The 25,963-nt window shown below is 70.9% G+C and carries 23 protein-coding genes and 1 pseudogene; 11 read left to right on the top strand and 13 right to left on the bottom strand.

Annotation, left to right across the window (positions count from 1 at the left end; translation table 11 throughout):
* Nucleotides 1–76 precede the first annotated feature (76 nt).
* Genes CRP49_RS03895 through CRP49_RS03880 form a run of 4 tightly spaced genes read left to right on the top strand, consistent with a single transcriptional unit; the run spans nt 77 to nt 4,673 of the window.
* Nucleotides 77–1,186, top strand: a complete 1,110-nt coding sequence (locus tag CRP49_RS03895) for a thiamine ABC transporter substrate binding subunit (RefSeq protein ID WP_097252163.1) — start codon at nt 77–79, stop codon at nt 1,184–1,186.
* A 41-nt stretch (nt 1,187–1,227) separates the two neighbouring features.
* Complete coding sequence (locus CRP49_RS03890) at nt 1,228–2,829, top strand: iron ABC transporter permease (protein ID WP_097252162.1); 1,602 nt, start codon at nt 1,228–1,230, stop codon at nt 2,827–2,829.
* Nucleotides 2,829–3,851: an ABC transporter ATP-binding protein gene (locus CRP49_RS03885; protein WP_097252161.1), complete on the top strand. Its 1,023-nt coding sequence runs from the start codon at nt 2,829–2,831 to the stop codon at nt 3,849–3,851. The genes CRP49_RS03890 and CRP49_RS03885 overlap by 1 nt, the downstream gene beginning before the upstream one ends.
* 24 nt (nt 3,852–3,875) lie before the next feature.
* Nucleotides 3,876–4,673: a maleylpyruvate isomerase family mycothiol-dependent enzyme gene (locus CRP49_RS03880; RefSeq protein ID WP_097252160.1), complete on the top strand. Its 798-nt coding sequence runs from the start codon at nt 3,876–3,878 to the stop codon at nt 4,671–4,673.
* Nucleotides 4,674–4,788: 115 nt separating this feature from the next.
* On the opposite strand, the gene CRP49_RS03875 is transcribed toward CRP49_RS03880, so the two are convergent.
* The 7 genes from CRP49_RS03875 to CRP49_RS03845 form a co-directional block, all read right to left on the bottom strand.
* A complete protein-coding gene (locus CRP49_RS03875) occupies nt 4,789–5,469 on the bottom strand; it encodes an LAETG motif-containing sortase-dependent surface protein (protein WP_257033308.1) in 681 nt (226 codons plus the stop codon).
* A 163-nt stretch (nt 5,470–5,632) separates the two neighbouring features.
* Nucleotides 5,633–6,757 (bottom strand): LOG family protein, encoded by a 1,125-nt coding sequence (locus CRP49_RS03870; protein ID WP_097252159.1) that lies wholly within the window; start codon nt 6,755–6,757, stop codon nt 5,633–5,635.
* 37 nt (nt 6,758–6,794) lie between these two features.
* Nucleotides 6,795–7,202 (bottom strand): VOC family protein, encoded by a 408-nt coding sequence (locus CRP49_RS03865; protein WP_097252158.1) that lies wholly within the window; start codon nt 7,200–7,202, stop codon nt 6,795–6,797.
* Nucleotides 7,203–7,330: 128 nt separating this feature from the next.
* Nucleotides 7,331–8,875 carry a hypothetical protein gene (locus CRP49_RS03860; protein WP_097252157.1) on the bottom strand — a complete coding sequence of 515 codons (1,545 nt, stop codon included), beginning with the start codon at nt 8,873–8,875 and terminating at the stop codon, nt 7,331–7,333.
* Nucleotides 8,857–9,597, bottom strand: coding sequence for an ABC transporter ATP-binding protein (locus tag CRP49_RS03855; RefSeq protein ID WP_097252156.1), 741 nt, complete (start codon nt 9,595–9,597; stop codon nt 8,857–8,859). Before CRP49_RS03855 ends, CRP49_RS03860 begins: the two co-directional genes overlap by 19 nt.
* Before the next feature lie 191 nt (nt 9,598–9,788).
* Complete coding sequence (locus CRP49_RS03850) at nt 9,789–11,153, bottom strand: aspartate aminotransferase family protein (RefSeq protein ID WP_097252155.1); 1,365 nt, start codon at nt 11,151–11,153, stop codon at nt 9,789–9,791.
* 2 nt (nt 11,154–11,155) lie between these two features.
* The gene (locus CRP49_RS03845) at nt 11,156–11,674 is read right to left on the bottom strand and encodes an Lrp/AsnC family transcriptional regulator (protein ID WP_094220469.1); all 519 of its coding nucleotides are present in this window, start codon (nt 11,672–11,674) and stop codon (nt 11,156–11,158) included.
* A 204-nt stretch (nt 11,675–11,878) separates the two neighbouring features.
* Between CRP49_RS03845 and CRP49_RS03840 the strand changes: the two genes are divergently transcribed.
* Together CRP49_RS03840 and CRP49_RS03835 are read left to right on the top strand one after the other, a co-directional pair.
* Nucleotides 11,879–13,318 carry a gamma-aminobutyraldehyde dehydrogenase gene (locus tag CRP49_RS03840; RefSeq protein WP_097252154.1) on the top strand — a complete coding sequence of 480 codons (1,440 nt, stop codon included), beginning with the start codon at nt 11,879–11,881 and terminating at the stop codon, nt 13,316–13,318.
* 109 nt (nt 13,319–13,427) lie between these two features.
* The gene (locus CRP49_RS03835; protein ID WP_097252153.1) at nt 13,428–14,612 is read left to right on the top strand and encodes a spermidine/putrescine ABC transporter substrate-binding protein; all 1,185 of its coding nucleotides are present in this window, start codon (nt 13,428–13,430) and stop codon (nt 14,610–14,612) included.
* A 33-nt stretch (nt 14,613–14,645) separates the two neighbouring features.
* Here CRP49_RS03835 and CRP49_RS03830 read toward each other — a convergent pair whose 3' ends face one another.
* A complete protein-coding gene (locus CRP49_RS03830) occupies nt 14,646–15,335 on the bottom strand; it encodes a response regulator transcription factor (protein WP_097252152.1) in 690 nt (229 codons plus the stop codon).
* A 114-nt stretch (nt 15,336–15,449) separates the two neighbouring features.
* Entirely contained in the window at nt 15,450–17,183 is a 1,734-nt protein-coding gene (locus CRP49_RS03825; protein WP_097252151.1) for a SulP family inorganic anion transporter, read from the bottom strand.
* Nucleotides 17,184–17,401: 218 nt separating this feature from the next.
* Between CRP49_RS03825 and CRP49_RS03820 the strand changes: the two are divergent.
* Both CRP49_RS03820 and CRP49_RS03815 read left to right on the top strand, forming a co-directional pair.
* Nucleotides 17,402–17,677: pseudogene (locus tag CRP49_RS03820) on the top strand (sensor histidine kinase); the annotation flags it as partial.
* A gap of 244 nt (nt 17,678–17,921) precedes the next feature.
* Nucleotides 17,922–18,431, top strand: a complete 510-nt coding sequence (locus tag CRP49_RS03815; protein ID WP_097252150.1) for a hypothetical protein — start codon at nt 17,922–17,924, stop codon at nt 18,429–18,431.
* Here CRP49_RS03815 and CRP49_RS03810 read toward each other — a convergent pair.
* Both CRP49_RS03810 and CRP49_RS03805 read right to left on the bottom strand, forming a co-directional pair.
* A complete protein-coding gene (locus CRP49_RS03810) occupies nt 18,409–19,581 on the bottom strand; it encodes a serine hydrolase (protein WP_097252149.1) in 1,173 nt (390 codons plus the stop codon). The genes CRP49_RS03815 and CRP49_RS03810 overlap by 23 nt on opposite strands.
* Nucleotides 19,582–19,893: 312 nt before the next feature.
* Nucleotides 19,894–20,421, bottom strand: a complete 528-nt coding sequence (locus CRP49_RS03805; protein ID WP_143669958.1) for a hypothetical protein — start codon at nt 20,419–20,421, stop codon at nt 19,894–19,896.
* 264 nt (nt 20,422–20,685) lie between these two features.
* Here CRP49_RS03805 and CRP49_RS03800 point away from each other — a divergent pair, with 264 nt between their 5' ends.
* Both CRP49_RS03800 and CRP49_RS03795 read left to right on the top strand, forming a co-directional pair.
* Nucleotides 20,686–22,431: a delta-60 repeat domain-containing protein gene (locus tag CRP49_RS03800; RefSeq protein ID WP_257033307.1), complete on the top strand. Its 1,746-nt coding sequence runs from the start codon at nt 20,686–20,688 to the stop codon at nt 22,429–22,431.
* Nucleotides 22,432–22,548: 117 nt separating this feature from the next.
* Nucleotides 22,549–24,222 carry an RNA polymerase sigma factor gene (locus tag CRP49_RS03795; protein WP_097252147.1) on the top strand — a complete coding sequence of 558 codons (1,674 nt, stop codon included), beginning with the start codon at nt 22,549–22,551 and terminating at the stop codon, nt 24,220–24,222.
* Here CRP49_RS03795 and CRP49_RS03790 read toward each other — a convergent pair.
* Nucleotides 24,204–24,563 (bottom strand): helix-turn-helix domain-containing protein, encoded by a 360-nt coding sequence (locus CRP49_RS03790; RefSeq protein WP_097252146.1) that lies wholly within the window; start codon nt 24,561–24,563, stop codon nt 24,204–24,206. The two genes, CRP49_RS03795 and CRP49_RS03790, sit on opposite strands and share 19 nt — an antisense overlap.
* A gap of 77 nt (nt 24,564–24,640) precedes the next feature.
* Between CRP49_RS03790 and CRP49_RS03785 the strand changes: the two genes are divergently transcribed.
* Nucleotides 24,641–25,237 carry an NADPH-dependent F420 reductase gene (locus tag CRP49_RS03785; RefSeq protein ID WP_097252145.1) on the top strand — a complete coding sequence of 199 codons (597 nt, stop codon included), beginning with the start codon at nt 24,641–24,643 and terminating at the stop codon, nt 25,235–25,237.
* On the opposite strand, the gene CRP49_RS03780 is transcribed toward CRP49_RS03785, so the two are convergent.
* Nucleotides 25,234–25,920, bottom strand: a complete 687-nt coding sequence (locus CRP49_RS03780; RefSeq protein ID WP_097252144.1) for a glycerophosphodiester phosphodiesterase — start codon at nt 25,918–25,920, stop codon at nt 25,234–25,236. The genes CRP49_RS03785 and CRP49_RS03780 overlap by 4 nt on opposite strands.
* Nucleotides 25,921–25,963 lie beyond the last annotated feature (43 nt).

The raw sequence follows: 25,963 nt of genomic DNA, 5'->3' as shown, positions 1-25,963 counted from the left end.
GCGCCCTGCCCGGATCCTTCCCCGAAGGACCGGGCGGGGCCGCGTTCTTCCTGGCCAACCCCAGGAGGACACTCACGTGCACACCAAGACCCTCGTGGCCACGGCGGTCGGCCTCGGCCTGCTCACCTTGTCCGCGTGCGGATCGACGGACACCAAGGGCTCCGCGGACTCCAAGACCGTCACCCTCGTCAGCCACGACTCGTGGGCCGTCTCGAAGAACGTGCTCAAGGACTTCGAGAAGCAGTCCGGGTACAAGGTCAGGGTCCTGAAGGGCGGCGACGCGGGCCAGGCCGTCAACAAGGCGATCCTGACCAAGGACAACCCGCAGGGCGACGTCTTCTTCGGCGTCGACAACACGCTGCTGTCCCGGGCCCTCGACAACGGTCTCTTCCAGCCGTACGAGGCGAAGGGCCTCGGCACCGTCGGCGCCGCCTACCAGCTCGACCAGGACAAGCACCGGGTCACGCCCATCGACTACGGCGACATCTGCGTCAACTACGACAAGGCGTACTTCGGCGAGCACAAGCTGACCCCGCCGCAGACCTTCGCCGACCTGGCCAAGCCCGCGTACAAGAACCTCCTCGTCACCGAGAACGCGGCCACCTCCTCGCCCGGCCTCGGCTTCTTGCTCGGCAGCGCCGCGCAGTACGGGGATGGGGGCACCTCCCGCTCGAGCGAAGCCGAGAGTGGGGGAGGCTGGCAGGGCTACTGGCAGAAGCTCAAGGCCAACGGCGTCAAGGTCGTCGACGGCTGGGAGCAGGCCTACTACCAGGAGTTCTCCGGGTCGTCGGAGGGCAAGAAGGCGGGCGGTGACCGGCCGCTCGTCGTGTCGTACGCCTCCTCCCCGCCCGCCGAGGTGATCTACGCCAAGAAGCGGCCCAGCACCGCTCCGACCGGTGTGGCCACCGGCACCTGCTTCCGGCAGATCGAGTTCGCCGGGCTGCTGAGCAACGCGAAGAACACCAAGGGCGGCAAGGCGTTCATCGACTTCCTGCTCTCCAAGGAGTTCCAGCAGGACATGCCGCTGAACATGTTCGTGTACCCGGTGGTCAAGGGCGCCGCGGTGCCCGCCGACTTCACCAAGTACGGGCCGGCCGCCAAGGATCCCGAGACCATGGCCCCCGCCAAGATCGCCGCCAACCGCGACCAGTGGGTCAAGTCGTGGACGTCACTCGTACTGAAGTAGCCACGAGGCGGACGCGCGGGAGCGCGGCGCGGCTGGGGCTCATGGCCCTGCCCGTCGCGTTCTTCGCCGTCTTCTTCGCCTGGCCCGTGGCCGCGATCGTCGCGCGCGGGCTGAAGGTGGACGGCGTCTGGCAGTTCGGGCGGATGGCGGACGTCGTCACCCAGCCCGACATCCGGCACGTGCTGTGGTTCACCACCTGGCAGGCGCTCGCCTCCACCGCGCTCACCCTGCTGCTCGCCCTGCCCGCCGCCTACGTCTTCGCCCGCCTGGACTTCCCCGGCAGACAGCTGCTGCGAGCCGTCGTCACGGTCCCCTTCGTGCTGCCGACCGTCGTCGTCGGTACCGCGTTCCTCGCGCTCGTCGGCCGTGGCGGGCTCCTCGACGACCTGTGGGGCGTACGGCTCGACACCACCGTGTGGGCGATCCTGCTGGCGCACGTCTTCTTCAACTACGCGGTCGTCGTCCGCACGGTCGGCGGCCTGTGGGCCCAGCTCGACCCCCGGCAGGAGCAGGCCGCCCGGATGCTCGGCGCGTCCGCGCTGCGGGCCTGGCGGAAGGTGACGCTCCCCGCCCTCGCACCCGCCGTGGCCGCCGCCGCGCTGATGGTGTTCCTGTTCACCTTCACTTCCTTCGGCGTGGTGCAGATCCTCGGCGGGCCCACCTTCTCCACCCTCGAAGTGGAGATCTACCGCCAGACCTCAGAGGTCTTCGACCTGTCCACGGCCGCCGTCCTCACCCTCGTCCAGTTCGTCGCGGTGGGCGCGATCCTCGCCGTGCACGCCTGGACGGTACGGCGGCGGGAGACCGCCCTGCGACTCGTCGACCCGAAGGTTACCGCCCGCCGGCCGCGCGGTGCCGGGCAGTGGGCGCTGCTCGCCGGGGTCCTGGTCACCATCGCCCTGCTGCTGGTCCTGCCGCTCGCCGTGCTCGTACGGCGCTCCCTCGACGCGCCGGGCTTCGGCTACTACCGCGCCCTGACCGACGCCGACGGCGGCACCTTCCTCGTCGCGCCGCTGCACGCCGTGTGGACCTCCCTGGAGTACGCCGTCGCCGCCACGGCCATCGCCGTGCTGATCGGAGGCCTCGCCGCCGCGGCGCTGGCCCGCCGGGACGCGGGCCGGCTGATGCGCGGCTTCGACGCGCTGCTGATGCTGCCGCTCGGCGTCTCCGCGGTGACGGTCGGCTTCGGCTTCCTCATCTCGCTGGACAAGCCCCCGCTGGATCTCAGGCAGTCCTGGATTCTCGTCCCGCTCGCCCAGGCGCTGGTGGGCGCCCCCTTCGTCGTACGGACCATGCTGCCCGTGCTGCGGGCGGTGGACGGACGGCTCAGGGAGGCGGCGGCCGTGCTCGGGGCCTCGCCCTGGCGGGTGTGGCGGGAGGTCGACCTCCCGCTGGTGCGGCGGGCGCTGCTGATCGCGGCCGGGTTCGCGTTCGCCGTGTCCCTAGGGGAGTTCGGAGCGACCGTGTTCATCGCCCGGCCGGACAACCCGACGCTCCCGGTCGCCGTGGCCCGGCTGCTGAGCCGGCCCGGGGACCTCAACTACGGGCAGGCGATGGCCCTGTCGACGATTCTGATGGTGGTCTGCGCGGCCGCGCTGCTGGTCCTGGAGCGGCTGCGCACCGACCGGACGGGGGAGTTCTGATGCTGCTGAGCCTCGCGGCCGCGACCGTGCGCTTCGGCGGACGGCCGGTGCTCGACGCGGTCGACCTCGACGTCGCCGAGCACGAGGTGGTGTGCGTGCTCGGGCCCAGCGGCAGCGGAAAGTCGACGCTGCTCAGGGCGGTGGCCGGGCTGCAGCCCCTGGACGCCGGGCGGGTGCTGCTCGACGGCCGGGACCAGGCGGGCGTGCCCGCGCACCGGCGGGGCGTCGGGCTGATGTTCCAGGACCACCAGCTCTTCCCGCAGCGGGACGTCGGCGGCAACGTGGCCTTCGGGCTGCGCATGCACGGCGTGCCGAAGGGTGGACGGGACGCGGAGGTCGGGCAGTTGCTGGAGCTGGTCGGGCTGCCGGGCGCCGCCGGGCGGGCCGTCGCCGGGCTGTCCGGCGGCGAGCAGCAGCGGGTGGCCCTCGCCCGGGCGCTCGCACCCCGGCCCCGGCTGCTCATGCTGGACGAACCCCTCGGCCAGCTCGACCGCTCGCTGCGCGAACGGCTGGTGGTCGAACTCCGGGAACTGTTCGGCCGGTTGGGTACGACCGTGCTCGCGGTCACCCACGACCAGGGCGAGGCCTTCGCACTGGCCGACCGGGTGGTGGTGATGCGGGACGGGCGGATCGCCCAGTCGGGGACGCCGCTGGAGGTCTGGCAGCGGCCCGCCGACGAGTTCGTGGCGCGCTTCCTCGGCTTCGACAACGTGGTCCCGGCGACCGTCGCCGACACGGCGGCGGACACCCCGTGGGGCAAGCTGCCCGTGCCCGACGGCTCGCCCCAGGGCAGCCGCCCGCTGCTGGTCCGGCCCGCCGGGGTCCGGCTCGTCGCGGCCGACGAGGGCCTGCCGTGCACGGTGACCGCCCGCACCTTCAAGGGCACCCATGTGACCGTCCACCTCCGGCCCCGGGACGGCGGCCCGCGCCTGGAGGCGGCCTGCGCACTCCGGGACGCGCCGGAGGCCGGGGCGGAGGTGGGAGTCGGGTTCGACGTGGCCGAAATCGTCGTGCTCGGCTGATCACCCCGCCCCTAGGGTGAGGGCATGACTTTGCTCGCCCATGACCGTTACTGCGACGAAATCGCCCTTCAGGTAGGGCAGTTGAGGGCCGTGCTGACCTCCGGCACGGACCTCGCCACCACCGTGCCGACCTGCCCGGACTGGTCGCTGGAGGACCTCGTACGCCATATGGGTGGCGCCCTGCGCTGGGTGGACACCCTGGTGCGCAGCCGGGCGCAGGAGAACATCCCGCAGGAGGAGATCCCGCTCGGTGCCGGACCCGAGGAGCGGGGTGACGCGGCGGCCCTGGACAAGTGGCTGGCGGAGACCGGCGAGCTGGTCGTGGCGGCGCTGCGCGAGGCCGGGCCCGACACCACGGTCTGGGCGTGGGCCGGGAGCCTCGACTCGGGCTTCTGGGCCCGGCGCATGACGCACGAGATCACCGTGCACCGCGCCGACGCCGCGCTCACGGCCGGGCTGCCCTACGAGGTCGCGCCCGACATCGCCGCCGACGCCCTGGACGAGTGGCTGCAGCTCGTGGAGTGGGTGCAGCGGAACGCGGCGCTCCCGGCGGCCGGGGAGCTGCGTGGAGACGGACGCAGCATCCACCTGCACGCCACCGACACCGCCCCGGCCCTGAACGCCGAGTGGCTCGTCGAGCTGGGGGAGGAGGGCGTGAGCTGGCGCCGGGGCCACGAGAAGGCCACGGTCGCCCTGCGCGGCCCGCTCACCCCGGTGATGCTCGCCTTCTTCCGGCGGCTGCCGCTGGACACCCCCGGCCTGCAGGTGCTGGGCGAGCGCGAGGTGCTGGAGTTCTGGCTGGAGCGGACCAGCTTCGGCTGAAGGCCGAAGGCCGAGTGCTGAAAGCCGAGTGCTGAAAGCCGAGAACGCCGAACACGACCGCGGCCCGTCCCCCGGGGATACGGGGACGGGCCGCAGCGATGTGCGAAGTGAGGCGTCAGCGGCTGCTGTTCGCCCCACGGCGGCGCATGCCGAAGTAGACCGCGCCACCGCCGGCGACGACGAGGGCGCCCGCGACACCGGCGATCAGACCGGTGTTGGAGTTGGCACCGGTCTCGGCGAGGTTGCCGTCACCGGCAGCCGGGGACGGCGCGTTGCTCGGCGTGGTCGCCGGGGCGGAGCTGCTCTCGGAGGCCGACGGAGTCGGGGTGGAGGTGGACGCCGACGGCTTCGGCGTCGGGGTGGCCGGCGGAGTCGGAGTCTGGGACTCCTCCTTCTTGCAGGCCGTCGACGGGGTCACCAGGTCGGGCTTGACGTCCTCGTCGACCAGGTTGCCGGCCTTGACGTGGACGCGGTAGGTGGCGTTGGGCTTCCAGTCCTCCTGGAAGGTCACCGTGGTGCCCTGGGCGGAGCCCTTGACGTCCTGCGGCTCACCGACCTGCTTCTCGACACCGGCGGCGTTCTTCGAGAAGACGGTGATGGTGGCCGGGGTGCCGGAGCCGTCCTTGTCGGTGACGACGATGACACCCTTGTTGCCGTCGCACTGGGCTTCGGCGGAGAACTCACTGATGTTGCAGGCGAGCGCCTGGCCGGCGACACCGAGGGCCAGTGCGGCGGAGGCGGAGGCGACACCCAGGACGCGCACGGAACGGCGTGCGTTGCGGCGGGTTATGGACAACGTTTGTCCTTTACAGAGTGCAGAACTGCGGGGGGCTGAGAGGGGAGATGGGGCGACGGATGAGGTGAAGCCCCAGCACCCCCAAGAGGCTCACAGGTTTATAAGCGCTCCATAAGGAGTGTCAATGCATATGCCCACGAGGGCGGTTGGCTTTGCCTGCTTATTAACCACCGAGACGTTTCAACGCCTCCGGGGCCTGCTCGATCCGGTCAACAAGGGCGATACGGGACTCCATCGCCCGCCCCCGGGCCAGCGACCGCAGCAGCGGCCAGGTCGGCAGTTCCCGCGTCCAGTGCTCCTCGTTCACCAGCACCATCGGCGTGGGCTCGCCCCGCGACTCGTAGTAGTTCGGCGTCGCGTTGTCGAAGATCTCCTGTACGGTGCCGGCGGCGCCCGGCAGGAACACCACCCCGGCGGTGGAGCGGGCCAGCAGGCCGTCCTCACGGGTGGCGTTGGCGAAGTACTTGGCTATGTGCGCGGCGAAGGCGTTCGGCGGCTCGTGGCCGTAGAACCAGGTGGGGATGCCCACCGACTCCGCACCTCCCGGCCAGCGTTCGCGCACCTCGAAGGCCGCCCGCGCCCAGTCGGTGACGGACGGCCGGAACGAGGGCGCCTTGGCCAGGAGTTGGAGCGCCTCCTCCAGCATGCCGTCGGCGAAGGGGGCGGCGTACGCGCCGAGGTTCGCCGCCTCCATCGCGCCGGGTCCGCCGCCGGTGGCGACCGTGAACCCGGCGCGCGTCAGCTCCCGGCCCAGCCGCGCGGCTCCCGCGTACTCGGCCGTGCCCCGCGCCATCGCGTGGCCGCCCATGACGCCCACCACCCGGGTGCCGACGAGGAGTTCGTCCAGGGCGTCGGAGACGGCGTCGTCGTGGATCGCGCGCAGCATCGAGGCGTAGATGTCACCGTCGGCCTTGGTGCGCTGGAACCAGGCGTACGCCTGCGCGTCCGGTGTCGCCTCGTAGCCCTCCTCCAGCGACTCGAACAACTCGTCGGGCGAGTAGACGAAGCCGCGGTACGGGTCGAAGGGGAGCCCCGGAACCGGCGGGAACACCAGGGCGCCGGACGACCGGACGCGGGCGGCCGCCTCGGGGTCCATCGGGCACCCGAGGAAGACGGCGCCGGTGGTGTCGAGGCCGAGCAGTGCCTCCGTACGGCCCGTCAGATCGACGGCTTGGACACGGAACTGGGCCAGTGACCCGTGCGCGGCGACGACCTCGTCGAACTCGGCGAGTGACTCGATCTCGCGGTCGCGGGCGGCTGGGTGTGGCTGGGCGGATGTCGGTTGCACCCGCCCATGCTAGGCACGGATGTTCGGTCCGGAGGGGTCAGCCCTGAACCGCAGCCGGGTCCATCCACATGACCTCCCAGGTGTGGCCGTCGAGGTCGTCGAAGGCACGCCCGTACATGAAGCCGTGGTCCTGCGTCTCGCCGCTGGGCTTCCCGCCCGCCGCGATCGCCTTGTCCACCAGCTCGTCGACCTTCTCGCGGCTCTCGGCGCTCAGACACACCAGCACCTCGCTGGACGCCGTCGAGTCGACGATCTCCTTCTTCGTGAAGGTGGCGTAGTGCTGCTTGCTGAGCAGCATCGCGATGATCGTGTCGCTGATCACGACGCAGACGCAGTCGTCGGTGCTGAACTGGGGGTTGATCGTGTAGCCGAGTGCGGTGAAGAACTTCTTGGACGCCTCGACGTCGGCGGTGGCCAGGTTCACGAAGATCATCTGCTGGTACATGGGGTCTCTCCCTGGGGTCCGTGCGCTTGCTGCGGTTCGCTGGGGTAGACGCCGGGTCGGTGCGGAACTCATCGGCGGCCGGAGATTTTTCTCGGGAGAATTCCCGGGAGGGTTTTCTCGTACGGCGCTCAGTGGGCCATCGGCAGCGCCGCCAGGTTGGCGATCACCAGCGTGAGCGGGCCGAACAGGGCGAGCAGGGCGGCGGCGCGGAGAGCGGCGGCACTGCGCAGCATCGAGCCGGGGGCGCCGAGGCGCAGCAGGGCGGCGGTGGTGTCGGCGCGGCACTGGCGGGCCTCGGTGGCGGCCGTCAGCAGGGTCGCCACCGTGCTGCCGGTGACCACGAGCGCGCCGAGGGTGGTCAGCGGGCCGAAGGTGGGGGTGGGACCGTCGTACAGGGCGGTCATGGCGTAGGTGGCGGACGCCACCGCGCACACCACCCCGAGGGGGCGGCCGATCCGGGTGGCCTCCCCCATCAGGACCCGGCCGGCGAGCAGCCTGAGGGCGCCCGGACGGACGGCCTGGAGAAGGCGCCCGCACAGATGGGTGAGGCCGGGGGAGGCGAGGACGAGCCCGAGGGCGGTCAGGACCCAGCCGACCAGCACGGTGAAGGCCTCGACGGGCAGGTCGGTGAGGTCGGGGGCGGGAGTGGTACGGCCGGCGTAGGCCTGCACGGCGAGTCCCGCGGCGATGGTGGCGATGCCCCAGGGGAGGCCGACGGGGGCTTCGCGGGGCGGCGGGAGGTGGGTGGGGGTGCCGGCCTGGTCGGCGTACTGTGCTGGCGCCTCGGGGTTGGTGAGCCGGGGGTCGGTGGTGCTGGATTTGGTGAGCCGGGAGTCGGTGGCGCCGGGGCCGGTGGCCCGGGAGTCGGTGGTGCCGGAGTCAGTGAGCCGGGAGTCGATGACGCTGGGGCCGGTGGCCCGGGAGTCGACGACCCCGGAGCCGGTGGCCCGAGAAGCGATGGCCCCGGAGCCGCAGCCCCCGGAGTCGGTGCTCCGGGGATCGGTGACCTCGGGCGGAGCCTCCGGCGTGGTCCCCTTCCTCCCCGCCGCCGTACGCCACCGCGCCCCGAACCTCCCGTACGCCCCGAACGTCTCCCGCTGTGCCGAGTGGCCGTACGCGCCGAAGCGGCCGAAGGCGCGGGTGGCCTTGGCGGGTGGGCGGGGGTCCCTGGGGCGGAGGGCGACGGCCACCGTCGTCGAGGCGATCACCGGGACCAGGGTCAGCAGGGTCAGGGCCGCCGGCAGCGGGAGGGGCTGGTCCGCGGCCAGGAACTGGGCCGCCGCCCCGTCGAAGGGCATGCCCGTCAGGTCGCCGCGCAGGTGCAGGAAGACCAGCAGCGCCAGCATCGAGCCGAGGGTGGCGGACAGCGCCGTCGTCAGGGCCGAGATCGCCATCAGGCGGGCCGGGCCCAGGCCCACCGCCGACAGGCCCGGGCGGGGTCGGGTGCCGGGGTCCGTGCGGGCCACCGCGAGCGCGAAGTACACCGTGGCGGCGAGCGGAACCAGGCACCAGGCCAGCCGCAGCACGGCCGCGCCCGGGGTCTGCGGGTGGCCCAGCGCGTAGCCCAGGGCGCCGAGCAGGAGGAAGCCGGTGCCCCCCGAGGCGGCGGCCACCAGCAGGCGGCGCAGCTGGACGGCGGGCCGGGCCGCGCGGGTCAGGCGGAGAGCGAGCACGCGGCCCGGCCCTCCGTCTCCGGGCTCTCCGGCAGATGGACGGTCTTCACGCGCCGCCCGTCCAGCAGGGAGACCGCGCGGTCGGCGAGGGCCGCGGTCTCGGAGTCGTGCGTGGCCAGCACGACGGTGATGCCGTGCGAGCGGGCCGCCGTGGTGAGCGTGCGCAGCACATGGGCGCGGTCGGCGCGGTGCAGCGGGGCCGTCGGCTCGTCCGCGAAGAGGATCGTGGGCCCGGGGGCGAGCGCGCGGGCGATGCACACGCGCTGGCGTTCCGCCTGCCGCAGCTCGTGCGGGCGTCTGCGGGCCCGGTCGCCGACGTCCAGCCGCTCCAGCCACTCCAGCGCGGCCACCTTGGCCCGGCGGCGGCTGGTGCCACGCAGCATCAGCGGGAGGGCGGCGTTCTCCCAGACATTCAGCTCCGGTACGAGCACGGGGGCCGGGTCGATCCAGCAGAAGCGGTCGCGGCGCAGCCGCTCACGGGCCATCGGCCCCAGCGTGTGCATGGGCGCGCTGTTGAACCAGACCTCGCCCTGCTGCGCCTTGACCAGACCGGACAGACACCTGAGGAGCGTGGTCTTGCCGCTGCCGCGCGGGCCGCTGACGGCGAGGATCTCGCTCTGCCGCACCTCGAGCGAGACACCGGCCAGGCCGGGCGAGCCGTCGCGGTGCGTGAAGTGCAGGGAGCGTGCCCACATCACGTCGTTGTCCGGCGGGGCCTCCATGGGCGTACACCTCGGTTCTGATCCGTTGTTCCCGTGCTCCATCCCCCGTCCGGGGGAACGAAGGCTGGGCCGATCGGTCACTGGAACGCTAGGCAGCCGGTACCGGGAGGCCGGACAGCACACGGCCCCGGGCCGCCGTTCTCACTCGAACGGACGGCGCCGGGGCCGGTATTGATCATCCAGTCGGATGATCAGAGCTTGGTCCACGCCTCCGTGAGGGTGGCCCGCAGGATCTGCTCGATCTCGTCGAAGGTCTCCTGGTTGGAGATCAGCGGCGGGGCGAGCTGGATGACCGGGTCACCGCGGTCGTCGGCACGGCAGTACAGGCCGTTGTCGAACAGGGCCTTGGAGAGGAAGCCGTACAGGACGCGCTCGGTCTCCTCCTCGTTGAAGGACTCCTTGGTGTTCTTGTCCTTCACCAGCTCGATGCCGTAGAAGAAGCCGTTGCCGCGGACGTCGCCGACGATCGGCAGGTCGTGCAGCTTCTGCAGGGTCTGCAGGAAGGCGCCCTCGTTGTCGAGCACGTGCTGGTTGATGCCCTCGCGCTCGAACAGGTCGAGGTTGGCGAGACCCACCGCGGCCGACACGGGGTGGCCGCCGAAGGTGTAGCCGTGCAGGAAGGTGTTGTCGCCCTTGTAGAACGGCTCGGCGAGCTTGTCGGAGATGATGCAGGCGCCGATCGGGGAGTAGCCCGAGGTCATGCCCTTGGCGCAGGTGATCATGTCCGGGACGTAGCCGAACTTGTCGCAGGCGAACATCGTGCCCAGGCGGCCGAAGGCGCAGATGACCTCGTCCGAGACGAGCAGCACGTCGTACTGGTCGCAGATCTCGCGCACGCGCTGGAAGTAGCCGGGCGGGGGCGGGAAGCAGCCGCCGGCGTTCTGCACGGGCTCCAGGAAGACCGCGGCGACGGTGTCCGGGCCCTCGAAGAGGATCTGCTGCTCGATCTGGTCGGCGGCCCAGCGGCCGAAGGCCTCCGGGTCGTCGCCGAAGAGCGGGGCGCGGTAGATGTTGGTGTTGGGCACCTTGTGCGCGCCCGGCACCAGCGGCTCGAAGGGGGCCTTCAGGCCCGGAAGGCCGGTGATGGACAGGGCGCCCTGCGGGGTGCCGTGGTAGGCGACCGCACGGGAGATGACCTTGTACTTGGTCGGCTTGCCCTTGAGCTTGAAGTACTGCTTGGCGAGCTTCCAGGCGGTCTCGACGGCCTCGCCGCCGCCGGTGGTGAAGAAGACCTTGTTCAGGTCGCCCGGGGCGTAGTCGGCCAGGCGCTCGGCCAGCTCGACGGCCTTGGGGTGGGCGTAGGACCACACCGGGAAGAAGGCCAGCTCCTGGGCCTGCTTGAAGGCGGTCTCGGCCAGTTCCGTGCGGCCGTGACCGGCCTGGACCACGAACAGACCCGCGAGACCGTCGAGGTAGCGCCTGCCCTTGTCGTCGTAGATGTAGGTGCCCTCGCCCCGGACGATGGTCGGGACGGGGGAGTTCTCGTACGAGGACATGCGGGTGAAGTGCATCCACAAGTGGTCGTACGCGCTGCGGCTGAGGTCCTTCTCGGTCACGGTTATCGGGTTCCCCACATGTAGGTCTGCTTCTTCAGCTTCAGGTAGACGAAGCTTTCGGTGGAGCGCACGCCGGGCAGTGCCCGGATGCGTTTGTTGATGACGTCCAGCAGGTGGTCGTCGTCCTCGCAGACAATCTCGGCGAGGATGTCGAACGAGCCCGCGGTCATCACCACGTACTCGACTTCCGACATGCCGGTCAGCACATCCGCGATCGACTCGACATCGCCCTCGACGTTGATCCCGACCATCGCCTGCCTGCGGAAGCCCACGGTGAGCGGGTCCGTGACGGCGACGATCTGCATCACGCCCTGGTCCAGCAGCTTCTGGACGCGCTGGCGCACGGCCGCTTCGGAGAGGCCCACGGCCTTGCCGATCGCGGCGTACGGCCTACGACCGTCCTCCTGGAGCTGCTGAATGATGGCGAGGGAGACGGCATCCAGCGTTGGGGTGCCGTTCCTGGACTCGCGGGACGAGTCCCTCTGGTCTGCGCTTCGACTGGCCACGACCTCACTGTGCACGACGTCTCGACAGTTTCGCAAGGTCCGATCGATGAAATTCGTTGTTTTCGAGTCCGAGACTTGCGGATTTCGCAGAACTGGTGGCGACGGGGGTGTTGAAAACGTGGGTCTGCCGATTAGGGTGGGTGTCTCAGTGATTGGACAGCCGCACAGGCTGGACGAGCTGCACAGCTTGAACCCTCGAACCAGATCAGGAGGCCGGCAGTGAGCACCGAGCTGCGTCGTCTGCGCAACTACATCGACGGTGAGTTCCGGGACGCCGCCGACGGACGGACCACCGAGGTGGTCAACCCCGCGACGGGCGAGGCGTACGCCACCGCTCCGCTGTCCGGACAGGCGGACGTGGACGCCGCGATGGCGGCCGCCGCCGCGGCCTTCCCGGCCTGGCGCGACACGACCCCCGGCGAGCGGCAGAAGGCCCTCCTGAAGATCGCGGACGCGTTCGAGGAGCGCGCCGAGGAGCTGATCGCGGCCGAGGTGGAGAACACGGGCAAGCCGACCGGGCTGACCCGCTCCGAGGAGATCCCGCCGATGGTCGACCAGATCCGCTTCTTCGCGGGTGCGGCCCGGCTGCTGGAGGGCCGCTCGGCCGGCGAGTACATGGACGGGATGACCTCGATCATCCGCCGCGAGCCGGTCGGCGTCTGCGCGCAGGTCGCGCCGTGGAACTACCCGATGATGATGGCCGTGTGGAAGTTCGCCCCGGCCATCGCCGCAGGCAACACGGTCGTCCTCAAGCCCTCGGACACCACCCCCGCCTCGACCGTCCTGATGGCCGACATCATCGGCTCGATCCTGCCCAAGGGCGTCTTCAACGTCATCTGCGGCGACCGTGACACCGGCCGCGCGATGGTCGAGCACGACACCCCGGCGATGGCCTCCATCACCGGCTCCGTACGCGCCGGCATGTCCGTCGCCGAGTCCGCCTCCAAGGACCTCAAGCGGGTCCACCTGGAGCTGGGCGGCAAGGCCCCGGTCGTCGTCTTCGAGGACACCGACATCGCCAAGGCCGTCGAGGACATCTCCGTGGCGGGCTTCTTCAACGCCGGCCAGGACTGTACGGCCGCGACCCGCGTCCTCGTCCAGGAGGCCATCCACGACGAGTTCGTCGCGGCGCTCGCCAAGGCGGCCGCCGAGACCAAGACCGGCCAGCCGGACGACGAGGACGTCCTCTTCGGCCCGCTGAACAACCCCAACCAGCTCAAGCAGGTCTCCGGCTTCATCGAGCGCCTGCCCGCGCACGCCAAGGTCGAGGCGGGCGGCCACCAGGTCGGCGAGAAGGGCTACTTCTACGCCCCGACCGTCGTCTCCGGTCTGAAGCAGGACGACGAGATCATCCAGAACGAGGTCTTCGGCCCGGTCATCACCGTCCAGTCCTTCAGCGACGAGGACCAGGCCGTCCAGTGGGCCAACGGCGTCGAGTACGCCCTCGCCTCCTCGGTGTGGACCAAGGACCACGGCCGCGCGATGCGCATGTCCAAGAAGCTCGACTTCGGCTGCGTGTGGATCAACACCCACATCCCGCTGGTCGCCGAGATGCCCCACGGTGGCTTCAAGAAGTCCGGCTACGGCAAGGACCTGTCGGCGTACGGCTTCGAGGACTACACGCGGATCAAGCACGTGATGACGTCTCTCGACAGCTGATCGACAAGGTGTCGGGTCCCACCCGGTGGGCTCGACGCACCGTCGATTGTTCAGGTCTGGGGCACCACGGCATCCTGCCGTGGTGCCCCAGACTTCTTCGCGCCACCCCATGTCGTCCCGCCGTTCCGCGCTGTCCCGCCGCTCCCTGCTGACCGCGCTCGGCGGCACCGCCGCACTCGGTGCGCTGGCCGGCTGCGGGGTGCCCGCCGCCTACGTCGAGCCCGGCGACCGTGCCGTGACCGACGTGTCCGCCACCGACAAGAAGCTGACCTGGGCGAACTGGCCGCTGTACATCGACACCGATGACGACAACCCCAACAAGCGGCCCACTCTCGAGGCCTTCGAGAAGCGCACCGGCATCTCCGTCGACTACGTCGAGGAGATCAACGACAACGACGAGTTCTTCGGCAAGATCAGCCCCGCGCTGATGAACCACCAGTCGACCGGCCGCGACCTGATCGTCATCAGCGACTGGATGTGCGCGCGGTTCGTCCGCCTGGGCTGGGTGCAGCGGATGGACCGCGCCCACCAGCCCGATGTGGCGAAGTACCTGGACCCGCTGCTGCGCTCACCGGCCTTCGACCCGGGCCGCAGGTTCACGGTGCCGTGGCAGTCGGGGATCACCGGCATCGCGTACAACCGCCGCAAACTCGGCCGCGAGATACGCCAGGTCTCGGACCTCTGGGCGAGCGACCTCAAGGGCCGCGTGACCCTGCTCTCCGGCCTGGACGAGTCGTTCGCGCTGCTGATGCAGGGCAACGGCGTGGACATCACCCAGTGGACGGCGGCCGACTTCCACCGGGTCTGCGACCAGGTCGAGCGCGAGGTCCACCGGGGCCAGATACGCCGCTTCACGGGCAACGACTACACCAAGGACCTGGTCAGCGGCGACGTCCTCGCCTGCCAGGCCTACTCGGGCGACGTCATCCAGCTCCAGGCGGACAACCCCGACATCCGCTTCGTCGTCCCCGAGGAGGGCGCCGAACTGTGGTCGGACTCCCTGATGATCCCCAACCGGGCCCGCCACAAGACCAACGCCGAGCGGCTGATCGACTACTACTACGACCCCGAGGTCGCCGCGGAACTCGCCGCCTGGGTCAACTACGTCTGCCCGGTCCCGGCGGCCAGGGAAGTCCTGGCAGCCTCCAAGGACAAGGACACCGCGGCCCTGGCCGACAACCCCTTGATCTTCCCGGACACCACCATGCGCAAGCGGCTGGCCATCGCCCGGGACATCACCTCCACGGAGCGGGTGGAGTTCGCGAAGCGGTGGAACAAGATTGTGGGGTTGTAGGGCCCGGGAACTTCGCGCCAGTCGCGCCGCCCCTCAACCCCGTTCACCCTGCTGCTCCAGCTGCGAGGCCAGGACCGCTGCCTGGACCCTGCGTTGTACGCCCAGCTTGGCCAGTAGGCGGGAGATGTGGTTCTTGACGGTTTTCTCGGACAGGTAGAGCTCGGTGCCGATCTCGCGGTTGGTCAGGCCGTCGCCGATCAGGGCGAGGATGTCGCGTTCGCGCGGGGACAGGCTTGCCAGTTCGGGCGGCAGTGCGGGGGTCTCGGCGGGGCCGGCGCGCAGGGAGCGCATGAGGCGGGCGGTGGTCGCGGGGTCCAGCATCGACTGGCCCGAGGCGACCGTGCGGACAGCCGAGACCAGGTCGGAGCCCTTGATCTGCTTCAGGACGTACCCGGACGCCCCGGCCATGATCGCGTCGAGCAGGGCGTCCTCGTCGTCGAAGGAGGTCAGCATCAGGCAGGCCAGCTCCGGCATCCGGCTGCGCAGCTCCCGGCAGACCGAGATGCCGTCCCCGTCGGGCAGGCGGACGTCGAGCACGGCGACGTGCGGGCGCAGTGCGGGGCCGCGGGTGAGGGCGTGCTCGGCGGTGTCGGCGTCGCCGACCACGCGGATGTCCGGTTCGGCGTCGAGCAGGTCGGCGAGGCCGCGTCGTACGACCTCGTGGTCGTCCAGCAGGAACACCCGGATCGGGTGCTGCTCGGTGAAGGTGTGTGCCTCGGTCATGACGACCCCTCGTTCCCCGGCCGGGACAGCCTGAGGGCCGTCCTCAAGGCCGATCATCATCCGTGGGTGCCGTCCGCACCAGGGCCGATCGGCCCCATTGGCGGCGAAAGCGGGTCAGCGGTCGCGGCACCATGCCCGGTACGCGGCCACCGCCGTGGGCAGCGTCGGGAAGATGCGGCCGGCGCCGACGGACTCCGCGAGGCCGTACGCCTCGAGTTCGTCCAGCAGGTCCTGCTTGACCCGGGCGAGCGCGAACACGATGCCTCGGTCCGTGAGCACCCCGCGCAGCTCCTCCACGGCGTCCAGGGCGGTGATGTCGACCTCCACGTTGGCCTCGGTGTTGAGGACGAACCAGCGGACGGATTCGTTCTGTGCGTCCACGGCGGCCAGCGCCCGGCGCCGGAAGTCCTCCGCGTTGGCGAAGAACAGGGGCGAGTCGTAGCGGTACACGAGCAGACCGGGGATCGTGCGTGCCTCCGGGTAGTCGTCGACGTCGTGCATGCCGGCCACCCCGGGGACCAGGCCCTCGATCGCGTCGTGGGGCCGGGCCACCCGGGTCAGCAGTTCGGCGACCGACAGGCCGACGGCCACGAGCACCCCGTACAGGATGTCCAGGGCGAGCACCCCGGCCAGGCAGCCCAGGGCGAGGAACAGTTCCCGGCGCCGGAAGGAGGCGAGCCGGCGGAAGCCCGCGACATCGATCATGTGGGCGGCGGCGTAGACGACGAGCGCGCCGAGCGCGGCGGCGGGCATGCGGGACAGCAGCGGGCTGAGGAACAACAGGACGGCCAGCACCGCCGCCCCCGCGATCAGTGAGTACACCTGGCTGCGGGCGTGCGCGGAGGACGCGAGCGCCGTACGGCTGGCGCTGCTGCTGACGGGGAAGCCGTGCACGACACCGGCGCCGAGGTTGGTGGCGCCCAGGGCGAGGAACTCCCGGTCGGCGTCGAGCGGCTTCTGCTCGCCGCGGTCCGCGAACGCCCGCGCCGTGAGGATCATGTCGGTGTACGCGACCAGCAGCACACCGACCGCGGGCAGCGCCAGGTCCGGTACCTCGGCGAGATCCGGCAGCGCGAGGTCCGGAAGGCCGGAGGGCACCGTGCCGATCACCGCGACGCCGTACCGGCCGTCCAGGTCGAAGGCGACGACGGCCGCGGTGGCGAGGACCACGGCCAGCAGCGGTCCGGGGAGAGCGGGGAAGAAGTGGGCGACGGTGAAGAGGAAGACCAGTACGGCGGCGGAGAGGATCACGGTCGCCGTGTGGGCCTGCGCCAGATGGCCGAAGAAGGACCACAGCTGCGGGAAGAACTTCGTGCCGCTCGTCCGCACACCGGTGAGCCTGGGCAACTGGTCCACCGCCATGATCAGTGCCACGCCCGCGAGATAGCCGACCAGGACCGGCCGGGAAAGCAGATCCGCGAGGAAGCCCAGCCGGATCACCCGGGCCACCAGGCACAGCAGCCCGACCGTGACGGCGAGGGCGGATGCCAGAGAGGCGTAGCGGGTCGGGTCGCCGCCGGCCAGGGGGCCCACCACCGTGGCCGTCATCAGGGCCGTCGTGGACTCGGGGCCGACCGACAGCAGGTGCGAGGAGCCGAACACCGCGTAGAGGCCGAGCGCCGGAAGGATCGCCCAGAGCCCGGTGACCGGTGGCAGACCGGCCACGCCCGCGTACGCCATGACCTGCGGCACGAGGTACGCGGCCACCGTCACGCCCGCCGGCAGGTCGTCCCGGAGCCGGCTCCACAGGCCCGCGAGGAGTGCACCGGGTCCGGGCACGCGAGCGCGCAGCCCCGGAACCCGGCCGGCCCAGCCTTGGGCAATCCGCCCGGCCCAGCCTTTGGCCATGCGTCGACCTCCGCCGTCCGCCCTCAGGATCCACCGGCGTACGAGCCACCGCGAGGCGTACGGGCGATCAGGCGTCCTCGTCCTCCGGCACCTCGCCTCTCGTGGTCAGGAGCATGCCCGTGACCAGGACGGGATGGATACGCACCGCGTGGTCCATGCCCGGCAGGGCCGCCCACGGCTGCAACAGCGCAGGGATGCGGGCCAGGTCGTCCGCGTCGGTCGCCGACCACGTCGTGGCCGTGCTCTCCGAGGCCCTCGCCAACACCGCCCGGCACGCCCTCGCCGACCGGGCCCAGGTCGTCTTGCGGACCGACGGCCACGACGTGTCACTGACGGTCACCGACAACGGCGTGGGCATCCCGCCCGGCGGCCGCCGCAGCGGGCTGCGCAACATGGCCGAGCGGGCGGAGCGGCTCGGCGGGCACCTCGACGTGTCCACCCCTGACGGCGGCGGCGCCACGCTGGAATGGCGGGTACCGCTGCCCGCGCAGTAGACGCCGGGCCGGCGTGACGGCATGAAGGGCGGGAAGGGCGTCATCCACTTCTCGCGGATCCCGATTGCGCGGTGCACGGCAGTGAGCCGCTTCCCCGCGTCTCCAAGAGGTCCTTCCCGCCACGTCCAGCACACCACGGGAACGGCTGGTCCACCAGTGCCCGAAGGGCCTGGATCTCTCAGAAGACGCCAGAACGGGGAGGGGTGGTTTTGAACGTGTTCAAATGCAGGCGTACGCTCCTGCCATGAGCGACAGAGCCGCCCTGCTCAAGGGCATTCGCGTCTGGCTGGTCACCTTCGTCGTGTGTCTCGTGCTCAGCGGGTCCACCGCCTTTCCGCTGGTGCACGAACTCCGGTGGACGGAGAGCGTGCTGCGGGCGCTGTCCGTGCCCGAGCATCTGCCGGGGCTCATGGCGTGGATCTCGCGGGTGCGGGACGGACTCGAAACCGTCGACGCCAAGTACCCGTTCGTGCTGTACGGCACGGACTGGCTGGCGTTCGCGCATCTCGTCATCGCCGTCGCCTTCTACGGGCCGTACCGCGACCCGGTCCGCAACATCTGGGTCGTGGAGTTCGGGATGATCGCCTGCGCGGGGATCATCCCGCTCGCCCTGATCTGCGGACCGATCCGGGGAATCCCCTTCTGGTGGTCGCTGATCGACATGTCGTTCGGGGTGTTCGGGGTCGTCCCGCTGTACGTCGTACGGCAGAAGATCAAGCGGCTGGAGGCGCTCAGCGCTCCGGCTGCTGCTTGAGGGTGGCCATGATGATGCGCTGGGCGACCGCGTTCGCCGACTCGCCCTTGGCGTCCGTGGAGTTGACCGAGTAGACGAGGGTGCGGCTCAGGTTCTGGGTGGCGGCGATCGCCGTGCTGTATCCGTAGCGGGCGCCGGACTTGAGCCAGTACACCGTGCCCTTGTACTCGAACCGCTGCAGACCGGCGCTGTACGTGGCACCTGTGATGTTCGCCGGCACCGTGAACATCTCCCGCAGTTGCGGCTCGGGGACGATCTGCCCCCGGAACAGTGTCCTGATCAGCCGCTCCAGGTCGGCGGTCGTGGAGATCATGTCGCCCGCCGCCCAGCGGTCCGCCTGGTTCCAGTCGCTGACGTCCACGAACCGTGTGGTCCCGTCGGCGTCCTTCACCAGCTGGTAGCCGTGGTTGTGCGGGCCGTGGATCACGGGGTCGGTGCCCGGGAAGTAGGTGTGGCGCATGCCGGCCGGGCGCAGCACCAGCCGGGTCGCCTCGTGCGCGTACGAGTGTCCCGTCACCTTCTCGATCAGCATCCCGAGGATCGTGTAGTTGATGTTCAGGTAGTCCTGCTGGTCACCGGGGTCGAACTCCGGCCCCTTCGCCACCGCCGAGGCCACCACCTGCTCCGGGGTGATCGTGTCGAAGCGGTGCGGGTACTGGTCCGCGAAGTCGTCGCCCCAGCCGTCGCCCGGCTTGATCCCGCTGGTGTGGTTCAGCAACTGCCGTACGGAGATGGGCTTGAAAGCCGGGGTGAGCAGTCCGGGCAGGTAGCGCTGGACGGGAGTGTCCAGGTCGACCCTGCCCTCGGCCGCCAGCTTCAGCACGGTCGCCGCCGTCACGACCTTCGTCGTGGAACCGGCCCGGAAGAGGGCGTCCGGATCCGCCGCCCGCCCGCTCGCCAGATCGTGCACACCCGCGCTGCCCCGCCAACTGCCGTCGGTGCCGCCGATCCGCACCAGCGCGGCGGTCGCGTCGGAGTCGGGCAGCCCGGCGAGGGCGGCCTGCAGGGCCGCGGGATCCGGGACGGTCTTCGCCGTTCGCGCCGTCACCGCGGCCGTCGGCGCGGCGAAGGCGGGCGCCACCAGCGGGCTGGCCGTCAGGGCCAGGACGAGGGAGGCGGCGAGTACGGTGCTGCGGCTGCGCAGACGCATGGAGGCTCCTGGGGAGGATGAGGTGGGCTTTCGTGATCATCCTCGGCCGGTGCGCCGTGATCGGGATCGTCGGCAGGGAGGGGTCGCGACCCTGACACATCCCCCAGCAACCAGGGCGTGGATCAGGGGAGTTGTACGGGATGGCCCCTAGGCGTGGTGTCCGCATGCGGTCCGGATGTGGTTCGGATGGGGTTCGGAAAGGAGACGGGGCCCGGCTTCCCGGGCCCCGATCTCACTGCGGTGGCGGGTGCGTGAGCGTGGTCACGACGCCCCGCCCGTGAGCCGGTCCTGTGCGGCCGGCCCGTGCCTCTGTCAGGTGTAGTAGTTGCTGGGGATCCCGCAGACGTGGAGGTGGGTGGGGTTGTCGAACCCCACGCCGATGTTCTTGACCGGCGCGTGGAGGTCCTCGTCCGACTCGATGCCGTTGGGGAAGCCAGGCGCGCCGTAGCTGTAGAAGTTGGAGCTCGACCCGCCTTCGACGATGATCCCGCGGGCGGCGTACGGCCCGTTGATCGTGAAGTCGACCAGTTGAGCGGTGGAGGGGCCGTGAACGTCGAGGGTGACCGAACCGTTGTCGTTCGGGGAGTCGAAGGTGAAGGTCCCGTCGTTCACGGGTTGCTGCCTGAAATCGAACGTGAACGCGCCGGCCCCCAGGATGTCTTCGCAGCTCGGGTGCTGGTCGTACTCGACGGGCTGCACGCCCGCCGCGCTCGGCGGCCCCGGCTCCCGAGCGGCCGACGCGGGGCTGGCGGCGATGCCGAGAGCCACTGCCGTGGTCAGGCCGGCGCAGGCGAGCCGCGCTCCCCACACCTGTCTCTTCGAACGGGTAGTCACTCGCATGACGAGCACTCCTCCTTGTTGCTAGGGCCCCAGATCTCGGGCGCCTGATCTCGCCCTCACGAACTCCCAGGCTTCTTCTGTTGGGAGTTCGAGCGCTGGACGTCTGTCCACCAGGCGCCGTGAACATTTCCACAGCACGGTGGCCTGCACGCTTTGCGACTCCATTCCCTGGGCCATTTGAGTCCTATAAAAGGACCAGAAAGGCGATGTGGATGTCGGTGAAGCCGGGGAAACTCGGCCGAGCGAAGGGCCTGGTGCGCGGACATGCGGGCATTGCGAAACGGGCGCCCCGGGATGCTGCCGACGGGTGACGCGACGGTCGACGTCGGCCTGGGAACCACCCCGGCAAGGTGTGTAATTCGTATAGTTTGCGGGGCTTTCGTCACCCTCTCCCCTTCCGGCCACCCCTATACCACTTCCATCCCGGGATGTTCCATGCGTCTGAGGAAATGCACGACGAGGCTCGTCACCACGGCCTCGACCGTGGCCCTTCTCGCGGCCGCTCCGCCCGCGACCGCCCACGGCTCGCCGGCACGCGCCGAAAAGATCCTGACCGCCGCCCCTTTGGCGACATGGCAGACCAACGGCATCGTCTGGTCGGTCGCCTACGCGCGCGGTGTCGTGTACGTAGGCGGCACCTTCGACAGCGTCCGCCCGCCGGGCGCGGAACCCGGTCAGAAGGAGGTCGCCCGGAAGAACTTCGCCGCGTTCGACGCCGTCACCGGCAAGCTGCTGCCGTGCGCCCACTCCTTCACGGAGGCCGAAGGGACCGTACGGGCCCTGAAGGCGTCGCCCGACGGCAAGGTGCTGTATGTCGGCGGATCGTTCGGCAGGGTCGACAAGACCGGCGTGGCCAGCGCGGTCGCGCTCAACACGGCCAAGTGCTCGCTGCGCGAGGACTTCCGCCCCGCGGTGGGGGCCACGGTTCGGGCCATCGACACCACCAAATCCACGGTGTACCTGGGTGGCGACTTCGAGGCCGTCAACGGGGAGACCAGAAACCACATCGCCGCGCTCAGTACAAAGGGCTCACTCCTGCCCTTCACGGCGGACATCGATGAGCCGGTGCGGGCCGTCCTGGCCGCGCCCAAATACGGCAAGGTTCTCGTCGGCGGTGACTTCCACCAGGTCAACGGCGCGTCGGAAGGGTCGCTGGTCGCGCTGAATCCCTCGACGGGCTCGACCGTGACCTCGTTCCGGCGGTGGCTTCCGAAGTACTCGTCGGTGAAGACACTGGCACGCGACAAGACCAACTTCTATGTGGGGGCCGAAGGCAGAGGGACGGGCGTCTTCGACGGTCGCATCGCCGGCCGTCTGTCCGACGGCAAGATGGTCTGGAAGGACTACTGTCAGGGTGCCACCCAGGCCATTCTCGTGCACTACGGTGTTCTCTACAGCGCATCCCACGCCCACAACTGCGTGCGCACTCCCGGCGGCTTCCCCGATGGACGTCGTCGGCACTTCCTGGTCCAGTCCGTCAGCGACAGACGCATCCTGCACTGGTTCCCCGACACGGACGACGGACTCGGGGAGGCGGTCGGTCCCCGCGCACTGGTGATGGCCAAGGGAATCCTCTGGGCGGGCGGCGAGTTCACGACGGTCAACGGCAAACCCCAGCAGGGCCTGACACGCTTCTCGGCCGGCCCCGCGAACACCGCTCCCGAAGCAACCCCCGAGCTCACGGCCAAGAGTTCAGGCGACGGCAAGGTCACGCTCGCCTGGCAGGCCACCTGGGACCGGGACGACGCGGAGCTGACGTACCTGATCTATCGCGACGGAGTCCGTGTGGCTTCGCTGAAGAAGCGTTCGGTCGACTGGAACCTTCCGGAGATGACGTACGCAGACTCCGTCACCCCTGGCTCTCGCCACCGCTACACGATCGCCGTCACCGACGGCAGGAACACCACACGTCGATCGAAGCCGCTCGCCGCAACCGCAACCGCAACCGCGACCGCGGCGAAGCGATCGACGGGAGAACCTTGGTGGGTGAACCCCACCTCCACCCAGTAGAGCGAAAGCAGAGCGAAGACAGCCCGGAAAACTGTTATCCGGCCCCCGCCGAGCCCGTCTCCTCACTGTGATCCACGGCATTGCACGCAGGACGGCCCGGGCTGAGAAGGTGCGGGCATGAGGACGGACGTCAGCGGGCGGGAGTGGTCCGCCACCGTCGCCGCCGCGCAGGCCGGTGACCGGCGGGCCCTGGAGGAACTGCTGGAGGGCTGGCTGCCGCTGGTCTACAACGTCGTCGGCCGCGCCCTGAACGGCCACGCCGACGTCGACGACGTCGTCCAGGAGACCATGATCCGCGCCGTCGACAACCTCGGCACCCTCCGCGACCCGGACAGCTTCCGGTCCTGGCTGATGGCCATCGCCATGCGGCAGATACGCGACCGGGCGCGCCGGGGGAAGGGCCGGCGGTCCGCCGAGTGCCCGTCGCAGGACGGAGACTTCGCCGAACTCTCCGTCCTGCGGCTCCAGTTGGAGGGGCAGCGGCGCGAGGTCGCGGAGGCCGTGCGCTGGCTGGACGCCGAGGATCGGCAGCTGCTGTCGCTGTGGTGGCTGGAGGTGGCCGGCGAGCTGACCCGGCGCGAGCTGGCGGCCGCCGTCGGCATCAGCAGACAGCACGCCGCCGTCCGCGTGCAGCGGATGAAGGAGCGCCTCGCGACCTCCCGGGGCATCGTCCGGGCCCTGGCCGGAGCCTGCCCCGAGCTGCGCGAACTGACCGCCCGCTGGCCCGGCCGGCCCGACTCGGTGTGGCGCAAACGGCTGGCCCGGCACATCCGGGGCTGCGGCTACTGCGGCGACGCCCGCGAACCCGTCGTACCGGCCGAGCGGCTCATCGTCGGGATCGCCCTGGTGCCCGTACCGGCCGGGTTCACCCTGTCGCTGGCCCTCGGCGGCAAGACGGCGGCCGCGGCCACCACCGCCGGCTGGTCCACCAAGGTGCTGGGCGCCCTGACCAAGCCCGCCGTGGCCGTGACGGCCGGCGCGACACTCGTCGCGGGCGGCGCCTACATCGCCGTACGCACCCCCGGCGCACCGCCCGCCCGCACGGCACCCACGCCCACGGCGGACCGCACGGCCGTCCAGCCCCTCGTCACTTCGGCCTCGCCGCCTCGGTCGGCCTCACCCACCCCCTCACCCACGCCCTCTCCGACCCGGCAGAAGGCCGTCTACGGCAGGGTCGTCGACGCCGTCGACCGGGCACCCGACCCGGACACGCCTCCGGCCGCGCTGCCCCACCGGCCCGAGACCGGCATCACCAGCACCGGTGGCGCCAAGGCCGTGATGCAGCACCGCGGGGACAGCGTCACGCTCAGCGGCCGGGGCTATGTCCAGGTCCGCTGGCAGATCCTGCCCAAGTCCCGGCCCGGCTCGCTGGTCCCGCCGGCCTGGACCGGGCTGAAGGGCAAGCTGTTCCACGTCGCCTCGGGCGGCGGCCGCCGGATGGACGACCCCCTCGCGGGCAGCCCCGACGGCTACGCCACCGGCATGGGCGGCCCCACCATCGGCTACGCGGTGCTGCCCGCCGGCACCCAGCAGATGTGGCAGAACGAGTACTTCTACCTGGACGGCACGGTCACCCTCACCGTGAACGAACGCGGCTGCGACTACGGCGTCATCGTCTTCCCGTCCACCTGGCAGGCCGTGCACCAGGACGTCACCACCGGCCCCCCGCAGGGCACCATCCGCTACGGCCTGGTCCGCGACGACGGCAAGGACTCGGCGCCCGTCCCGCAGTACCTCACCCGCGCCACCCCCGCCGATCCGGCGACGGTCCCTCAGCGCTCGCGCGTGTAGCGCTCCTGCGCGGCCACGACCTCGTCCCCGTGCGCGAACGCCCAGGCACCGAAGGCGTCGATGGGCGCGAGCAGGGTCCGGCCGAGGCCGGTGAGCCCGTACTCCACCCGGGGCGGCGCACCGTCGTACGCCCGCCGCTCCACCAGGCCGTTGAACTGCAGCCGCCGCAGCGTCTCCGTCAGCACCTTCTGACTGATCCCGCCGATGTGTTCGCGCAGGGCGCCCGGGCGCCGGGGGCCGTCCTTGAGCGCCCACAGCACCACGGAGTTCCAGGTGTTGCCGAGCAGGTCGAAGGCGAGCCGGGCGCGGCAGTCGGCGAGGAAGTCCTGGTCTTCGGTCACGTACCGAATGGTGCCCGAGCCGCTCCCTACTGTCGTGGCCGTAGGTGAATCCAACCGACCTGGACGGGGTGGCAGTTGTGCGCATCGGAATTCTCGGCACGGGTGGCATGGCGGACGCGCTGGGGGAGCAGTGGAAGCGGGCCGGGCACGACGTGCTCGCGGGCAGCCGGTCGCGCGGGGACGTACGGGCGGCGGCGGGGCACGGGACGGACGCGGTGCTGCTGGCGGTGCCCTACGCGGCGGTCGTGGAGGTGGTCGCCGGACTCGCCGACGTCCTGCGCGGGAGGGTGCTGATCGACTGCACCAACCCGGTCGGCCCGGACTTCGGGCTGCTCACGGCCGGTGGCCCCGCGGCCGCCGAGCGGATCGCCTCCGCCGCTCCCACCGCCCGCGTGGTGAAGGCCTTCAACCTCTGCCACGAGAGCGTCTGGCGGCTGACCCCGCCGGTCTTCGCCGGCCGCCCCCTCGCCGTCCCGCTGTGCGGGGACGACGAGGACGCGCTCACGGTCGTACGACGGCTCGTACGCGATCTCGGCTGCGAACCCCTGCACGCCGGCGGCCTCGACCGGTCCGGCCTGCTGGAGGCCACGGCCGCGCTGCTGATCCGCCTGTGGGTGGGCGAGGGCGCGGACGCCCAGGCGATCGCGCCGCCGCTGGAGTTCGCCGCCGGTTAGCCGCCGTTGCGCAGGGCGTGCAGGGCGTCGATGCGGTTCGTGGTGATCGAGTCGACGCCCAGCTCGAGGAGGCGGCGCATGGAGCGGCGGGTGTCCGGGGTCCAGACGGACAGGAGGTATCCGTCGTGGTGGACGCGGGCCGCCAGGTCCCGGTCGACCAGGGAGAAGCGGTAGTTGAGCCAGCGGGGGCGCACCACGTCCAGCAGCGCCGGCCGGGGCGGGGCCAGGGTCGTCCAGGTCAGGGCGATCTCGGCGGCGGGGTCGGCGGAGCGGACGGCGAGCATGGCCTCGGCGTGGGCGCAGTAGTACACGCGGTCCCGGGCCCCGCTCTGCCGGACCACGTCCATCACCCGCTGTACGGTCCGGCGGTCGACCCGTCCGCACAGGTCCACCATCACCCGGCTGTCGCCGGTCGCGGCCAGCGCCTCGGCCAGCGTCGGTACCCCGCCCGCCGTGAGCCCGCGCACCTCGTCCGCCGACAGCGAGAGCAGGGGCCGGTCGTGCTCCCACAGCCGCTTCAGCGTCCCGTCGTGCAGCAGCACGGGGACGCCGTCGCGGGTGAGGCGTACGTCGATCTCGACCGCGTCCGCGCCCAGGTCGAGCGCGGAACGCAGCGAGTCGAGGGTGTTCTCCCGGAAGCGGTAGGGGGCGCCGCGGTGGGCCACGGCGGTCACGGTCTGCATGGCCCCCATTGTGACCATGGCGCGGTGGTCGATCGCGCAGGGA

It is taken from the genome of Streptomyces sp. Ag109_G2-15, from assembly GCF_900215565.1.
Lineage (GTDB): Bacteria > Actinomycetota > Actinomycetes > Streptomycetales > Streptomycetaceae > Streptomyces > Streptomyces diastatochromogenes.
Note: the sequence above shows the minus strand (reverse complement) of the source record. Positions and strands in the feature narration are given on the sequence as shown.

Bases quoted from the DNA above. Each gene is read 5' to 3' on its own strand.
- CRP49_RS03805 (WP_143669958.1), bottom strand. From the start codon at position 20,421: ATGCGAGTGACTACCCGTTCGAAGAGACAGGTGTGGGGAGCGCGGCTC.
- CRP49_RS03780 (WP_097252144.1), bottom strand. From the start codon at position 25,920: ATGCAGACCGTGACCGCCGTGGCCCACCGCGGCGCCCCCTACCGCTTC.
- CRP49_RS03890 (WP_097252162.1), top strand. From the start codon at position 1,228: ATGGCCCTGCCCGTCGCGTTCTTCGCCGTCTTCTTCGCCTGGCCCGTG.
- CRP49_RS03880 (WP_097252160.1), top strand. From the start codon at position 3,876: ATGACTTTGCTCGCCCATGACCGTTACTGCGACGAAATCGCCCTTCAG.
- CRP49_RS03835 (WP_097252153.1), top strand. From the start codon at position 13,428: ATGTCGTCCCGCCGTTCCGCGCTGTCCCGCCGCTCCCTGCTGACCGCG.
- CRP49_RS03830 (WP_097252152.1), bottom strand. From the start codon at position 15,335: ATGACCGAGGCACACACCTTCACCGAGCAGCACCCGATCCGGGTGTTC.
- CRP49_RS03855 (WP_097252156.1), bottom strand. From the start codon at position 9,597: ATGGAGGCCCCGCCGGACAACGACGTGATGTGGGCACGCTCCCTGCAC.
- CRP49_RS03810 (WP_097252149.1), bottom strand. From the start codon at position 19,581: ATGCGTCTGCGCAGCCGCAGCACCGTACTCGCCGCCTCCCTCGTCCTG.
- CRP49_RS03815 (WP_097252150.1), top strand. From the start codon at position 17,922: ATGAGCGACAGAGCCGCCCTGCTCAAGGGCATTCGCGTCTGGCTGGTC.
- CRP49_RS03825 (WP_097252151.1), bottom strand. From the start codon at position 17,183: ATGGCCAAAGGCTGGGCCGGGCGGATTGCCCAAGGCTGGGCCGGCCGG.
- CRP49_RS03800 (WP_257033307.1), top strand. From the start codon at position 20,686: ATGCGGGCATTGCGAAACGGGCGCCCCGGGATGCTGCCGACGGGTGAC.
- CRP49_RS03865 (WP_097252158.1), bottom strand. From the start codon at position 7,202: ATGTACCAGCAGATGATCTTCGTGAACCTGGCCACCGCCGACGTCGAG.
- CRP49_RS03795 (WP_097252147.1), top strand. From the start codon at position 22,549: ATGAGGACGGACGTCAGCGGGCGGGAGTGGTCCGCCACCGTCGCCGCC.
- CRP49_RS03885 (WP_097252161.1), top strand. From the start codon at position 2,829: ATGCTGCTGAGCCTCGCGGCCGCGACCGTGCGCTTCGGCGGACGGCCG.